Raw genomic sequence first — 13,976 nt, 5'->3', positions numbered from 1 at the left:
CGATGCCGTGTCCGATGCGCTGACCCGCTTCCGCTCCGTTCTCCCGGCCGACACCGAGTGGGAGCCGGTCGACGGCGGGGAGTCCGGGGCGGCCGTGTTCCGCGCCGCCGACGGCTCGCGGTACGCGAAATGCGTCGCGGAGGATTCGATACCCGACCTGCGCGAGGAATGCGACCGGGTCGCATGGTTCAGCGGCGGCGGCATTCCCGGGCCGCATCCGGTCCTGTGGCGGCAGGTCGGCGATGCCGCCTGCCTGGTGACCACGGCCGTGCACGGCGTGCCCGCCGACCGCGTGTCCGCCGAGGAGCTGTCCACCGCCTGGGCATCGATCGCCGAGGCTGTGCGCACGCTGCACGAAATACCCACGGATACTTGTCCGTTCGAACGCGACGTCGCCAAGATGTTCGCCAAGGCCGCGGACGTGGTGGCGCGCGGCGCGGTGAATCCGGAATTCCTTCCGGAGGAACAGCTGAACACGCCGACGCGGGTCCTCTTGGCGCGGCTGCGCGCTCAGCTGGACCTGCGGATCGCGCAGGAGGCCGCGGAATACGTGGTGTGCCACGGCGATCTGTGTCTGCCGAACATCGTCCTCGATCCGGACACCGGGTCGTTCGCCGGATTCCTCGACCTCGGCCGTCTCGGCGTGGCCGACCCGTATGTCGATATCGCCCTGCTGCTGGCGAATTCGCGGGAGACCTGGCCCGACGAGCACAGCGCGCGGGACGCCGATCGGCGCTTCGCCGAACGCTACGGCATCGAGCTCGACGCCGACCGGCAGCGCTTCTACCTGCACCTCGATCCGCTCACCTGGGGGTGAGGCGAATCAGGCCATCGAGATGCCGGTGATCAGGGTGCGGCCGCCGACGGTTTTGGTGGTGATGATCTGGGTGAAGATCCTCGGCTGCTGACCCGGATACTGCTGGGTGAGCCGGACTTCCCAGTGCGACTGCCCGTCTCCCGCGCCGACGGCGGTGCGGGTGATCTGGACGCAGTAGCGCGTCCCGACCGGCACCTGGTCGATGCCGCGCTGGATCTGTTCGGCGGGCGGGACCGTCGCGTCGGCGGCGACGACGGCGCGCGCCGCCGGACCCGAACGTTGCACGTAATAGGCGCGTTCGAAGGCGAGGATGGCCGAGGGCCCGTCGGTGGTGCCGCCGATGCCGGTGCCCGAGACGACGTCACCGGTGCGGCGCTGTTCGCATCCGGGAGTCGCGACTGCCGTGGGGGAATCGGGTCCCGTCGGCGTGGGCGACGCGGGCGCCGGTGCGTCGTCGGCCGCGGGCACCGAGCTGGTCGGCGCGGTCACGGTGCGCGTTCCGGAGCTGGGGAGCACCGCCCAGATGATCGAGCCGACCGCGACGACCAGACCGAGGACGATCAGTACCGCGAGGATCTTGTTGCCGCGTTCTTGCTGCTGTTCCTGCGGGCGTGGACGCGGACGGCGCAGCGCGGGACCGGGATTGCCGCCGGTGCGGTCGATGATCGCGGGCACGAACGGCTTGCTGTCGTCGGTGCGGCGGTCCGGTTCCGGCTCGTCGTCGACCGGTACCTGGATCTCGACGGTCGGCTGCTCCGGAAGTTCCTCGGCGCGCGTCGGCGGGTCGAGCCATTCGGCCCACTCGCCCATCCGGCGCGGCGGCTTCCGAACCGGCGGCGCGGCGGAGGGTTCCGGCGTGTACGACGGTTCCGGTGCGCGCGGCGGACCGGCTACGGGCGGCAACCCGGATCCGCGCGGCGGCTCGGGCATCCGCGGTGGCGGCTCCGGTGCGCGCAGCGGCGCGCTGTACGACGACCCGGGTTTACCTCCCGCGGGCCGCCGCCGTCGACGCTTGCCCGTGGGAGGCGCGGGCAAGCGCAACATCGGCAGACCCGTGTCGAACGGATTCGGCTGTCCCTGCTCCTTGTTCGACGGGCCCTGGTCAGGGCGCGTCATCGCCGAAGTCGCCGATCACGGCGGCCGGGACGGTGACCGATTCGGGGATCATGGCGGACGCGGGAACCGTGACGCCGAGCTGGCCGTCGCGCGGCCTGCGGTCCTGATCGCCGCCCATCGGCGGCGGCATCGCGACGCCACCGTGGGTGCCGGGCGGCCCGCTCGGTTCCGGCGCGGGCCGGTACGGCGGCGCGTCCTGCGGCGCGGGCGTGGGCGGGATGATCGACGCGGGCGGCGCCGGCCTCGCCTCCGGCTTCGGCGCATCGGGTTTCGCGCTCGGTCCGGTCCCGTTCTGCGCCGGATTCGACGGCGTCGAGCCGCCGCCGAAATCGATCACCTTCGACGGGGTGCCGGACGTGCCGCCACCATTGCCGTTCGTGGTGCTTCCCGGGTTGATCAGCTCGGGGATCGCCTTGTCGATCACCTTGTCCGCCGACGCGGCAACGGTGTCCATGGCGTGCGTGCCGACCTCGACGATCTTGTCGATCAGGTGCGTGCCGATATCGACGCCCGCCGAGATGGCGGCGGTACCCAGCTGCACGCCCGCCGAGATGAGCTGCTGCTGGAGTTGGAGCTGGGCGGCCTGCTGCGGGTCGAGCGGCTGGCCCGGCACGGTGGTGCCTGGCACGGTGGTGACCGAGGTACCGCCGATGGACGGCTGGCTGGTGCCGCCGATACCGCCGGGCTGGGTGACGGTGAGCGGACCCATCTCGTCCAGCCGACGGGTGTGGTCGTTCATCTCGGTGCGCGCGGTGCTCACGGTGGCGATCGCGTCGCGCAGCGCCTGCGCCGCGCGCTCGATGACCGCGTCGGTATCGGGCGCGGCGGTCGCGCCGCCGAGGATTTGCCTTGCGTCGCGGCGGAAGTCGGCGATGATCTGGTCCACCCGACGCGCCGCACGCGCACTGGTGGCTTGCGCGTCGCCGAGCACCGACAGGTAGGCGGGCCCGCGGTCGGTGATCTCGCCGATCTCGGTCTGGGTGGTGCGCAGCGCGGGCACGGCGGCGTCCGCGCCGCGCGAGGTCCAGGTGGACTCCAGCGCGTACAGACCGTCCCGGTGCGGGCCTTCGGAATCGGCGGCGTGCGTGGACGCAGCGGACAGCGCGCCGGAGATGGCGCGGTCGGGCAGGGTGGCGCCGGTGCCGAGGGTGGCGCGCAACGAGAGCATCGGCTGCACGAGCGCCGCGACGATCGGCGGGTCCGATGTCGGATCGTTGCTGACGACCGGCAGCGTGTCGGTGCTGGTCTGTTCGGTGGGTCGCCGTCGGCGTAAACCGCTGAGCCGCCTCATGCCAGCTCCTCCCCCGTCTTCGCCAGCGCGGCCGCGGTCTCCGCGTCACCGGTCTGCATGGCGGCGCCGTAGTCACGCAGCACCTGACCGTAGGCGGCCACCAGCTGACCCGCGGTGGACAGTGCCTGGGTGTGCTCGGACACCGCGGCGGTGAACCGCGCGACGAATTCCGCGCCGACCATGCCGAGATCGGCGTCGAGCTTCTGCGGGTTCACCGCGCCGGACGCGGCGGCCGAGGCCTGCGCCAACTGCTGTGCGACGGTGTCCGCTATCGCGGTGTAGGCGGCCATTGCCGCCGGGTCGAGCTTCAGCGTGTCCATCGTTCCCCCTTCACGGAAAACCAAACTCTCGCTGTCGCATCACGGTTGAGCCGAGCTTACTGTCCGGGTCCGACACCCGCGCCGGATGAACCACGAAACACCGGCGGCACCGCCTGGCCGTGCCGTGCGGGTATGCCCATCGCCGATGATGTGCGCCCGCCCGGTTCGCGACCTTCGTCCAATAGTCGCACGACTCGCCCCGAGATCGGCGGTCTGTCTTGCAATCAATGGCGCGGCGGGTCGGATGCCGCACGGCCGGAACGCTTTCCACCACCGCCGACCTGGGCTTTTTCCTAAGCGGATCTCAGCGGGACAGGTCCGGCCACGGCGGGCGCCGCACGATGGCGAGCAGCGCGAGCGTCGCCGACACGAGGCCGATCGTCTGGCCGAACAGCGCGATCCGATTGGCGTCGACGGCGGGCGTCCAGGTGGCCTGCCCGTCCTTCACGACATACACCCCGACCGGTCGCGCGGCCGACCGCAGAATGCCGCCGACCCGCGCGACGGTGACGATGACCGACCCGTCGGGAGTCTCCTGCGGGGTTCCGTAGACGAGAGCACTCGCGTCGCCCGGTTGCGTCGCGCCGAGCTGTTCCAGCAGTGACATTGCCGCCCCTTCGTTCCGTGGTCCGATCGCGCGGGCGCGAACGCCGAGCGCCCAGGCCAGCCTAGTGAGAACGCGGGCCGTCGACGTCCCGAGGACCGAGAAAATTCCATGCGGGAATAGTCGAGGTGGCGATACGTTCGTTGAAGGTGGTTAGTCGAACGAACGAAAGGGGCCGCCGGTGGCGACCGAGACCGCGCAGTCGTCCATCGGGCTCCGGTCCGAACGCGGAGCGATTCTCGGCTCGCTGATGCTGGCGACCGGGCTCGTCGCCCTCGATTCGACCATCATCGCCACCGCGGTGCTGTCCATCACCGACAGCCTCGGCGGGTTCGCCCAGTTCCCTTGGCTGTTCTCGATCTATCTGCTCGCGCAGGCGGTGACGGTGCCGATCTACGGCAAACTCGCCGACACCGTCGGACGCAAGCCGGTCATCCTGTTCGGCATCGCGGTGTTCGCGCTCGGTTCGCTGCTGTGCGGGCTCGCGGGCAGCATGGTCGCGCTGATCGTCTTCCGCGCGGTGCAGGGCATCGGCGCGGGCGCCATCCAGCCGATGACCATGGTGATCGCGGGCGACCTGTACACACTCACCGAGCGGGCCAGGGTCCAGGGCTATCTGGCCAGCGTGTGGGCGATGTCCTCGGTGGCGGGTCCGCTGCTGGGCGGGGTGTTCGCCGATTTCGTCAGCTGGCGCTGGATCTTCCTGATCAACCTGCCGCTCTCGGCGGTCGCGGCCTGGATGCTGGTGCGCAGTTTCCGCGAGGACTCGATGCGGCGCAGCCAGGACATCGACTATCTGGGCGCTGGCCTGCTGACGCTCGGCGCGGGGGCGATCATCCTCGGCCTGCTCGAGGGCGGGCAGGCGTGGGCGTGGTCTTCGCCCGCGAGCATCGGCATCTTCGCGGGCGGCGGGCTGGTACTCGTCCTGTTCGCGCTCGTGGAGCGGCGGGCGGCGAATCCGATTCTGCCGCTGTGGGTGTTCACCCGCCGGGTGGTGGTGGCGAGCAGCCTGGTTTCGGTGCTGATCGGCGCGGTGCTGCTCGGCCTGACCTCTTATGTGCCGACGTTCACCCAGGGCGTGCTCGGCACCGGCGCGCTGGTCGCCGGGCTCACCGTCGGCGCGCTCACCCTCGGCTGGCCGCTGGCCGCCTCCCAGGCCGGAAAGGTCTATCTGCGCATCGGTTTTCGCGGCAGCGCGCTGATCGGCAGCGGGCTCGCGACGCTGGGCGCCGCGTCAACCCTGCTCATCGATGAGCACTCGACGCTGTGGCAGATCGCCGCGTCCTGTTTCGTCATCGGCATCGGCATGGGCCTGGTCGCGACGCCGACCCTGATCGCCGCGCAGACCAGCGCGGAATGGTCCGAGCGCGGGGTGGTGACCTCGGCCAACATGTTCGCCCGCTCGATCGGCAGCGCCGTCGGCGTCGCGGTGTTCGGCGCGATCGTCAACTCCCGTGTCGGCGAGACCGACCATCCCGCACCGCATGTGCTGGCCTCGGCGGTGCATCTGGTCTTCGTGACCGTCGCGGTGATGGCGGCGGTCATGCTGGTGGCCTCGGCCGTGATGCCGAGCCGCCGCGCCGACGGCACGATCTGAGTCCTGCGCTCACTCCGCGGCGCGGCGACCTTCGATCTCGGCAAGAGCGCGGTCACGCTGAGCGGCGGGTAGGCCGGCCGCCGCCGCCCTGACGGAGTCGACGGCGTCCGGGGACAGCGCGGCAAGGGTGCTGTGGAACTCGGCCCACAGCTCGTGGTCGGCGGTGGCGCGCAACATGTCCGCGAGCTTCGGTTCCGGCACGAGGCCGACGAAGCGTTCGAGCTGCGTGACTTCGTCGACCAGGAACGCGGTGCGGGTCAGCGCGAGTCCGTCCAGTCGCGCCGCGGTGACGCGCGCCGCGTCGTCGGAAACCGAGGCCATCAGATCGCCGAGGGTGATCCAGTCGGCCCGCTCGGCGAGCAGCTCGGCCACCTCCGCGACCGTGGCCGGAGGCAGTCCGGCGATGATGGTCGCCGCGCGGCGGGCGTCGAGCTGGGCGGCGATGTCGGCGAGGAATTCGGCGGGCAGGCGTTTGGCCACCTCCACCGCGTGTCCTGGGTCGAGCACCGCCGACATCTTGGCGGCGAGCAGCGCGTTGTGGTGGTGGCCGACCAGCTTGGCGAGGATGGGCGTCGGAATGATCTTGGCGGCGCCCGCGATTCGCCGCAGTCCGAAAGACTGGTGGTCGAAGAGCATGTCGGCGACCTGCATACGGAACAGGCGCAGATCCGTGTCGGGCACCTCGGCCAGATAGCCGAGCTCGTCCACCGGGACGCGCAATGTCCTGGCCAGCTTGATCAGCTGCGGATCGGCGGCCGGGGCGGTCACATCCGCACCGCCTTCTTCACCGCGCCGCGCAGCATCTTCGGCACCAGATCGAGCAGGGAGTTCGCCGCCGCCTGAAGGTCGTAGAACTCCTTGTGCTCCGCGCGCTCGACGGTCTCGGCCAGCGCCGCCAGACGGTCCGGCGGCAGCGCCGCGATGGCAGGCGGAAGATCGCCGTCTATCAGTTCGGCCAGCGTCTTCTGCGCCATCGCTACCTCCGTGCGTCGGACGGAATCGAGACCTTTGGTCAACGGTAGCGAACAGGTCCCGAAATACGGATCGCCCCGCGCGGGACGGGCGCGGGGCGATCGTTTCCGGACGGCCGAGGCCTACTGCCCGACGGAGACCGCTTCCTTCTCGCGCGCACCGCCGCCGAACTTCTCCATCACGAGGTAGCCGCCGCACACCAGCAGCGCCCACACCGCGCCGACGACGATCGCGGTGCGGCCGCTCTCGGTCCAGAACAGCAGCACGACCACGAGACCGAGGAAGGCGAGCGCCACGATCGAGGTCACCGGCGCACCGGGCAGGCGGTAGTCGCTGGCGGGCAGCAGGCCGCGAGCGACCTTGGCGCGGTAGATCAAATGGCAGACCAGGATCATGCCCCAGACGAAGATGATGCCGATGGTCGAGACCGAGGTGATGTAGGCGAACGCCTTGTCCGGCGAGATCACGTTCACCACCACGCCGATGACCATCGCCGCGGCCGAGGCGGTGATGCCGATGTAGGGCACCGACCGGCCGCTCAGCTCGCTGAACCGGGCGGGCGCCTCCTGGCGCAGCGACAGGCTGCGCAGCATGCGGCCGGTGGAGTAGATCCCGGAATTGCACGACGAGAGCGCCGCGGTCAGCAGCACGAAGTTGATGATGCCCGCGGCGGCCGGGATGCCGATCTGCTCGAACACCTCGACGAAAGGGCTCTTGCCCGCGTGGAAGGACCGCCAGCTCGCCACCGACATGATGACCAGCAGCGCACCGACGTAGAACAGACCGATGCGGAAGGGCAGGGTGTTGATCGCCTTGCGCAAGGTGGTGCGCGGATCGCGCGCCTCGCCCGCGGTCACGCCGACCAACTCGACACCGACGTAGGCGAACAGCACGATCTGCAACACGAGAAGGGACGGACCGAAGCCGTTCGGGAACACGCCGCCGTCGGCCCACAGGTTGGTCACCGTCGGGTCGGCCGCGTGGCCGATGCCGAAGACGAGCACGCCGATGCCGATGGCGATCATGGCCAGGATCGCGGTGACCTTGATGGCGGAGAACCAGAACTCGCCCTCGCCGAACAACCGCACGGAGATCATGTTGGCCGCGAACATCACCGCGAGCACCACCAGCGCGGTGATCCACGGTTCGATGTCGAACCAGTACTGCACGTACTTGCCCGCGACGGTGATCTCGGCCATGCAGGTCGCGACCCACACCGCCCAGTAGGTCCAGCCCGTCACGAATCCGGCGAAGCGGCCGAGGAACTCGTGCGCGTATTCGGCGAAGCTACCGGAGATCGGGCGGTAGGTGAGCAGCTCGCCGAGCGCGCGCATGATCACGAAGATGGCCAGGCCCGCGGCCAGGTAGGCCAGGATCAGCGCCGGGCCCGCCTGTTCGATGGCGCCGCCCGCGCCGTAGAACAGGCCGGTGCCGATGGCGCCGCCGATGGCGATCATCTGGATCGTGCGCGGGTTCAGGCCGCGCGAGTAGCCTTCCTCGCCCGCCGAGTCGGAGAGCGCCGCGTCCGCTGGTAGCCGACGGTCGGAGCCTGTCATGAATTGCGGTCCTTCCCTCATCCGAAAGATCAGCACGTCACGGTACCGGCGGGCGCCGAGCCGGTGACGGGCACGGTCCACGCGAAGTGACTGTTGCCCGGTGGCCCATTCTCTGTCACCATCGATGTCATCAATGATGACAACAGCGGTGACGAGAGGGTGCACATGCCGGACAAGAGCGCTCGACCGCCCCGGCTGACCAGGGATCGCATCGTGGAAGCGGCGGTGCGGATCGCGGCGCGCGGTCGTCCCGACGGGCTCACCGGCCGCGCGCTCGGCGAGGAACTCGGCGTCGACCGCTCCGCCGTGTGGCGGCACTTCACAGACAAGGACGCGCTGCTGCGCGCCGTCGGCGACCGGCTGCTGACCCTCGCCTACGAACAGGTGACCACCGGGCTGGAGCCGAAGGCTCGGCTGGAGGCGCTGGCCAGGGCGGTCGTGCGGGTCTTCGTGGGTCACCCGTACGTCGGCTCGGCGATCGCCTCCCGCACGACGAGAGGGCCCGGCGAGTTCGCGGTGGTCGACATGATGCTCACCGCCTTGGCCGAGCTCGGCCTCTCCCCCGACGACGTGGTCCGCTACCAGCGCATGCTCGCCGTGAGCGTCCTGTCCTACGCCGGCGTCAGCGCGGGCTACGCAGTGTTGCCGCAGAAGGTCCGCGAGGCCGATGAAAGAGCTTGGACGCGTGAGTATTTCGCCGCCGATGCCGAGCAGTATCCCGGTATCGCCGAATACTCCGCGCGACTGGCGGCCGTCGGGCCGGACGCGGTGCTGGACACCATGATCGAGGCTTTCTGGACCGCGGTCGACGCGCGCACCCTGTCGAACACCAACGAGCGGAACGATTCTCATGACTGATCAGCCCACCCCCTCTCGGCTGCGCCGTTACGCGCCGCGGATCGTCCTGGCCCTCGGTGTGATCGTGGCCGTGGTGATCGGCGCCGCCTTCGCCGCCACGCCGCTGCTGCGCATTCCGGGACCGACCACGCTCGCGCAGCTGCTGAGCGACGCCCCCTCCACGCAGGGCGGCCTGTTCGAGAGCAGGACCGTACCGGCCGCGCCGACCCCGCGCCCCCTCCCCGCCGCACCGTCGCCGCTGCCGGACACGGTGCCGTGGAAGGGTTCTCGCGTTCCTGTCCCGGAATTCCTCGCCGCCACCGGCACCAACTCGTTCCTCGTGGTGCGCGACGGCAAGCTGACCACCGAGTGGTACCGCTCCGGCGTCGGGCCGACCACCAAGCAGTCCTCCTGGTCGGTGGCGAAATCCGTGGTGTCCCTGTTGATCGGCCGCGCCGTCGAGGCGGGCAAGCTGCGCGAGGACGACCGGCTCGTCGACATCCTGCCCGAGCTCGCCAACGGCACCGACTACGACACCATCACCATCCGTCAGCTGCTGGACATGGCGTCCGGCGTGGACGTTTCCGAGAACTACAACCCGTACTGGCCGTTCACCGGAACGGCACGCATGTATCTCACCGAGGATCTCGCCGGTTTCGTCCGCGACCACCGCGGCCTGCGGTTCGCGCCGGGCAGCCGCGGCGATTACCGCAGCGTGGACACCCAGCTGCTCGGCATGGCGCTGGCCGAGGTCGAAGGCAAGCCGCTCGGAGAGCTTCTCGCCCAACAGCTCTGGGCTCCGATCGGCGCCGAGGACGACGCGCTGTGGAACCTCGATCGGGCGGGCGGACAGGAGAAGGCGTTCTGCTGCCTCAACGCCACCGCCCGCGACTTCGCCAAGATCGGTCAGCTGGTGCTCGACGGCGGCCGGGTCGGCGAGACCCAGGTGATCCCGCCCGCGTGGATCGAGCGGATCTCCAAGCCCTCGCCGCTGCCCGTCATCGACTGGGGTTACGGCGCGCAATGGTGGCACCCGACCGGCGCCGAACCCGATCTCATGGCCATCGGCGTCTACGGCCAGTACATCTACGTCGACCCGCCGAGCCGCACCGTGATCGTCAAGCTCAGCGATCACGGCACCGCCCAGGACGAAGCGGAGACGATCGCGGTCTTCCGCGCGCTCGCCGCCGCGGGCTGACGCGCCGGAAATATGTCGGTGACGCGGGACGTTCTGGAGGTGGCCGTCTACTTCGGAGGAGCCGCATGATCGACGTCCCGCTGTCCGTCCTGGATCTCGCGCCCGTGCAGACCGGCGCGAGCCCCGGCGAGGCGCTCGCCGCCACCACGGAACTGGCGCGACGGACCGAGGCGTTGGGCTATCGACGGTTCTGGGTGGCCGAGCACCACAACATGCCTGGCATCGCGAGCTCGTCCCCGAGCGTGGTCATCGCGCACTTGGCGGCGGCGACCACGACGATCCGGGTGGGTTCGGGCGGTGTCATGCTGCCCAACCACGCGCCACTGGTGGTGGCCGAGCAGTTCGGCACCCTCGACGCCCTGCATCCTGGCCGGATCGATCTCGGCATCGGCCGCGCGCCCGGCACCGACCAGGCCACCGCGCTGGCTCTGCGGCGCACCAGCGAGGGGCTGTCGGCGGAATCGTTCCCCAGCGAACTGGCCGATCTGCTGCGGTACTTCCGTGGCGCGGGACCAGGCGGCATCATCGCGACGCCCGGCCGCGGCGCGGAACCGGAGATCTGGCTGCTCGGTTCCAGCGGGTACAGCGCGCAGGTGGCGGCGGTGCTCGGCGTGCGTTTCGCCTTCGCCCACCACATCAGCCCGACCAACACCGAGGCCGCACTCGAGTTGTACCGCAAGAACTTCCGGCCGTCCGAGCATCTCGAGCAGCCGTACGCCATGGTGGCCTTCTCGGCGATCTGCGCCGATACGGACGAACGTGCCGATGCCATGGCGCGGCCGCGCGATCTCGCCTTCCTGCTACTGATGTCCGGGCGGCCGCGGGCGTTGCCGACGCCGGAGGAGGCCGCGGCCTTCCGGCCCTCCGAGCGGGAGCGCCACTTCATCGAACAGCGCCGCGCCGGTCAGGTGATGGGCTCGCCGGAGACGGTACGCGGCCAGCTCGACGACCTGCTGCAGCGCACCGAAGCCGACGAGCTGATGCTCAACACCCTCGTCTACGACATCGAGGACCGGGCCCGCTCCTTCGAACTGATCGCCAAAGTCGCAGCGGTGTAAAAGCTTTCAGCGCAACGGGAAACCGTGACCGGCCAGCGCCTCGCGCAGCCGGTCGCGGCCGTTCAGGCTCCGGGCCGAGGCCAGACGGTCCAGCACGCGCTCGGTCCAGGAGTGGGTGAGCCCCTGCTCGGCGTAGAACTCGGCGATCCGTTCCTCGTACCGGGCGACGTGCTCGCGCTGATCCGCCAGCTCGTAGGTTTCGTGGTGCAGCACCGCGGCCTGCGGCAACCGCGGCTTCACCGCGGCCAGCTCGGTCGGATCCGGATGGCCGACCACCAAGCCGAACACCGCGAAAACCTGTGGCGGCAGGCGTAATTCGGCGGCGACCTGTTCGGGCTGGTTGCGCAGCGCGCCGATGTAGACGGTGCCGAGCCCGAGCGACTCCGCCGCGACGACCGCGTTCTGCGCGGCGAGCGCGGCGTCGATGAAGCCGACGTAGCTGGATTCGAGGTAGTCCGCGCCGTCCAGCGGGACGCCGCGGTCGTCGGCCAACTGGCGCAGCCTGGCGAAGTCGGCGGTCCACACCAGCAGCACCGGCGCCTGCTCGATGTGCGCCTGCCCGCCCGCCAGCGCGGCGAGGCGCGCCTTGCGTGCCTCGTCGCGGACCGCGATCACGCTCCAGACCTGGAGGTTGGACGAGGTCGGCGCGGATTGCGCTGCGGAGATCAGCAGCCGCAGCGTGTCGTCGGACACCGGGTCGGGCAGGTATCGGCGCACCGACCGATGGTCGTGCAGCACCCGCAGGACCGGATTCCAGTGGGCGGGTTCCAGCGGCGCCGCGTCGCGGTAGCGCTGGCGCAGGGCATCGGTGGGGGTCGGCGCGATCTGGGTCATGCCCTCATCTTGGCGACGGACCGGCCGCCCGTCTGCGGTAACCCTCACGGTGAGCCGAACAGCACCCCGGCACGCCGATAGGAGGGGTAGGGTTGGTAAGGCATACCTAAATCATCCACTCTTCGGGAGGTCACCTTGGCACGCCCCCGCACTACCCTCACCGTGTTGCGCACCGAATGGCTGACCCCGCACCTGGTCCGCGTCCACTTCGGTGGGCCGGGCTTCGCCGCGTTCCAGCCCAGCGAGTTCACCGACTCCTACGTCAAGTTCATCTTCCCGCGCGACGGTATCGAGGTGCTGCGTACCTACACCGTCCGCTCGGTGGACGTCGAGGCCGGAATGCTCGTCGCGGACTTCGTCTTCCACGGTTCCGAGGGCATCGCGGGCCCATGGGCGGCCTCGGTGCAGCCGGGCGAGACCATCGACGCCTACGGTCCGGGTGGCGCGTACTCGCCGCGCGCCGACGCGGACTGGCACCTGCTCGCCGGTGACGAGGCGGCGCTGCCCGCGATCGCCGCCGCGCTGGAGGCCATGCATGACGACGCAGTCGGCCACGCCTTCGTCGAGGTGTCGGGACCGGACGACGAGCTGAAGCTGGACAAGCCCGCGGGCGTAGAGCTCACCTGGCTGCACCGCGGCGCGCGGCCCGCGGGCGAACTGCTCGCCGAGACCGTGCGGGCCACACCGTGGCGGGACGGCCGGGTCCAGGTGTTCATCCACGGTGAGGCGCAGGCGGTGATGCACGACCTGCGCCGCTACATCCGCAGAGAACGGCAGGTACCCGCGGAGTGGGCCGCGTCGATCTCCGGCTACTGGCGCCGCGGCCGCACCGAGGAGGGTTTCCGCGAGTGGAAGGCGGATCTGGCCGCCAGGGAGACGGTCGGATAGGCGCGCCGCTCGAGCGTGTTTCCGAGGACGAGTTCACCAGGGTGCGTGCCCTTGGCAGAGTTGCCGGGGGCGATCGCGGCGCATGGCGGTAGACGGCGCTAGTCTCCCCAGCCGCTGGTGGCGAGGATCGCGTCCCAGGTCAGGTAGGGCAGTTCCGGATGGCGCTGCCGGAGGATTTCGCCGGGGAGCGAGCCGGGCGGCGCTTTGCGCGGGTTGGCCAGCGCCTGTGTTTCGACGGAGTCGGCGAGCGCTCGGCTGCCACCGAGCCGGGGATAGCGCGCGTGCACCAGATCGGCGTAGCCGGGCGGCAGGTCGGCCGGGCTGCCGCCGATGTCGAGGCCGATGCCGTGCACCGCGATCCAGATCTCCGGCCGACGCCTGCGGCGGTAGACGGGCGAATCGCTGAGACCCGTGGTGTGCGCGGCGATCGCGTCCCAGACGACGTCGACCCGGTCGTCGGTGACGCCGTTGTCCTCCAGGAAGCGGGCGGCGTAGTCCGCGCCGTCGACCTCGAAACGCTGGTCGCCGTTGGCGATCTCGCCGAGGCCGATGTCGTGCAGCGCGCAGATCAGATACATCAGCTCGTCGTCGTAGCCGGATCCGGGCGCGAGGCCGTGCTCGGCGGCGACGGCCCTGGCGAACAGGAAGCCGCGCACGCTGTGGTTGCGCAGGTGCGGCGCCAGCTCGCGGTCGATCAGTTCGGTGGCACGGCTCGCCAACGGTGTCGCGGGCAGTGCGAGCGGGTCCTGTTGCGCGAGCGCGTGATCGGCGGACCACGCGAACGCGGCACCCGCCAACCCGGCGCCGAGGGCGGTGCGACGTGACATGGACATGGGTCTCCCCTCGTTCGGTGAAATATGCCGTCGCGCCGCGGAATACGGCGCGCGG

The 13,976-nt window shown here is 70.4% G+C and carries 15 protein-coding genes; 6 read left to right on the top strand and 9 right to left on the bottom strand.

Going from position 1 to position 13,976, the window contains the following annotated elements:
* The first annotated feature begins 7 nt into the window (after positions 1-7).
* Positions 8-817, top strand: coding sequence for an APH(3'') family aminoglycoside O-phosphotransferase (locus tag CRP45_RS00825; protein WP_097243365.1), 810 nt, complete (start codon positions 8-10; stop codon positions 815-817).
* 6 nt (positions 818-823) lie between these two features.
* Here the strand turns inward: CRP45_RS00825 and CRP45_RS00820 are convergent, their stop codons facing one another.
* The 4 genes from CRP45_RS00820 to CRP45_RS00805 all read right to left on the bottom strand — a co-directional run bounded on the left by CRP45_RS00820 (position 824) and on the right by CRP45_RS00805 (position 4,151).
* A complete protein-coding gene (locus tag CRP45_RS00820; protein WP_143861293.1) occupies positions 824-1,933 on the bottom strand; it encodes a DUF8176 domain-containing protein in 1,110 nt (369 codons plus the stop codon).
* A complete protein-coding gene (locus CRP45_RS00815) occupies positions 1,920-3,224 on the bottom strand; it encodes a hypothetical protein (protein ID WP_097243363.1) in 1,305 nt (434 codons plus the stop codon). Before CRP45_RS00815 ends, CRP45_RS00820 begins: the two co-directional genes overlap by 14 nt.
* A complete protein-coding gene (locus CRP45_RS00810; RefSeq protein ID WP_067778913.1) occupies positions 3,221-3,544 on the bottom strand; it encodes a hypothetical protein in 324 nt (107 codons plus the stop codon). Before CRP45_RS00810 ends, CRP45_RS00815 begins: the two co-directional genes overlap by 4 nt.
* Before the next feature lie 304 nt (positions 3,545-3,848).
* The gene (locus tag CRP45_RS00805; protein WP_097243362.1) at positions 3,849-4,151 is read right to left on the bottom strand and encodes a hypothetical protein; all 303 of its coding nucleotides are present in this window, start codon (positions 4,149-4,151) and stop codon (positions 3,849-3,851) included.
* 178 nt (positions 4,152-4,329) lie between these two features.
* Here CRP45_RS00805 and CRP45_RS00800 point away from each other — a divergent pair, with 178 nt between their 5' ends.
* The gene (locus tag CRP45_RS00800; protein WP_097243361.1) at positions 4,330-5,745 is read left to right on the top strand and encodes an MDR family MFS transporter; all 1,416 of its coding nucleotides are present in this window, start codon (positions 4,330-4,332) and stop codon (positions 5,743-5,745) included.
* Positions 5,746-5,754: 9 nt separating this feature from the next.
* Here the strand turns inward: CRP45_RS00800 and CRP45_RS00795 are convergent, their stop codons facing one another.
* The 3 genes from CRP45_RS00795 to CRP45_RS00785 all read right to left on the bottom strand — a co-directional run bounded on the left by CRP45_RS00795 (position 5,755) and on the right by CRP45_RS00785 (position 8,273).
* Positions 5,755-6,513 (bottom strand): hypothetical protein, encoded by a 759-nt coding sequence (locus CRP45_RS00795; protein ID WP_097243360.1) that lies wholly within the window; start codon positions 6,511-6,513, stop codon positions 5,755-5,757.
* Complete coding sequence (locus CRP45_RS00790; RefSeq protein ID WP_067778924.1) at positions 6,510-6,719, bottom strand: hypothetical protein; 210 nt, start codon at positions 6,717-6,719, stop codon at positions 6,510-6,512. The genes CRP45_RS00795 and CRP45_RS00790 overlap by 4 nt, the downstream gene beginning before the upstream one ends.
* Before the next feature lie 120 nt (positions 6,720-6,839).
* Positions 6,840-8,273 carry an amino acid permease gene (locus CRP45_RS00785; RefSeq protein ID WP_097243359.1) on the bottom strand — a complete coding sequence of 478 codons (1,434 nt, stop codon included), beginning with the start codon at positions 8,271-8,273 and terminating at the stop codon, positions 6,840-6,842.
* 165 nt (positions 8,274-8,438) lie between these two features.
* Here CRP45_RS00785 and CRP45_RS00780 point away from each other — a divergent pair, with 165 nt between their 5' ends.
* From CRP45_RS00780 to CRP45_RS00770, 3 genes are all read left to right on the top strand, one after another.
* Positions 8,439-9,131 carry a TetR/AcrR family transcriptional regulator gene (locus tag CRP45_RS00780; RefSeq protein WP_143861292.1) on the top strand — a complete coding sequence of 231 codons (693 nt, stop codon included), beginning with the start codon at positions 8,439-8,441 and terminating at the stop codon, positions 9,129-9,131.
* On the top strand, positions 9,124-10,308 hold the full coding sequence (locus CRP45_RS00775; RefSeq protein WP_097243357.1) for a serine hydrolase domain-containing protein: 1,185 nt from the start codon (positions 9,124-9,126) through the stop codon (positions 10,306-10,308). The genes CRP45_RS00780 and CRP45_RS00775 overlap by 8 nt, the downstream gene beginning before the upstream one ends.
* 65 nt (positions 10,309-10,373) lie before the next feature.
* Positions 10,374-11,366, top strand: coding sequence for an LLM class flavin-dependent oxidoreductase (locus tag CRP45_RS00770; protein ID WP_097243356.1), 993 nt, complete (start codon positions 10,374-10,376; stop codon positions 11,364-11,366).
* 6 nt (positions 11,367-11,372) lie between these two features.
* Here CRP45_RS00770 and CRP45_RS00765 read toward each other — a convergent pair whose 3' ends face one another.
* Positions 11,373-12,200, bottom strand: a complete 828-nt coding sequence (locus tag CRP45_RS00765) for an NADPH-dependent oxidoreductase (protein ID WP_097243355.1) — start codon at positions 12,198-12,200, stop codon at positions 11,373-11,375.
* Between the two features lie 135 nt (positions 12,201-12,335).
* On the opposite strand from CRP45_RS00765, the gene CRP45_RS00760 reads away from it, so the two are divergent.
* Positions 12,336-13,088, top strand: a complete 753-nt coding sequence (locus CRP45_RS00760) for a siderophore-interacting protein (RefSeq protein WP_097243354.1) — start codon at positions 12,336-12,338, stop codon at positions 13,086-13,088.
* Between the two features lie 98 nt (positions 13,089-13,186).
* Here CRP45_RS00760 and CRP45_RS00755 read toward each other — a convergent pair whose 3' ends face one another.
* On the bottom strand, positions 13,187-13,921 hold the full coding sequence (locus tag CRP45_RS00755) for an HD domain-containing protein (RefSeq protein WP_097243353.1): 735 nt from the start codon (positions 13,919-13,921) through the stop codon (positions 13,187-13,189).
* Positions 13,922-13,976 lie beyond the last annotated feature (55 nt).

Source organism: Nocardia amikacinitolerans, assembly GCF_900215415.1.
GTDB classification, from domain to species: domain Bacteria; phylum Actinomycetota; class Actinomycetes; order Mycobacteriales; family Mycobacteriaceae; genus Nocardia; species Nocardia amikacinitolerans.
This window is presented reverse-complemented; position numbering and strand designations above follow the sequence as displayed.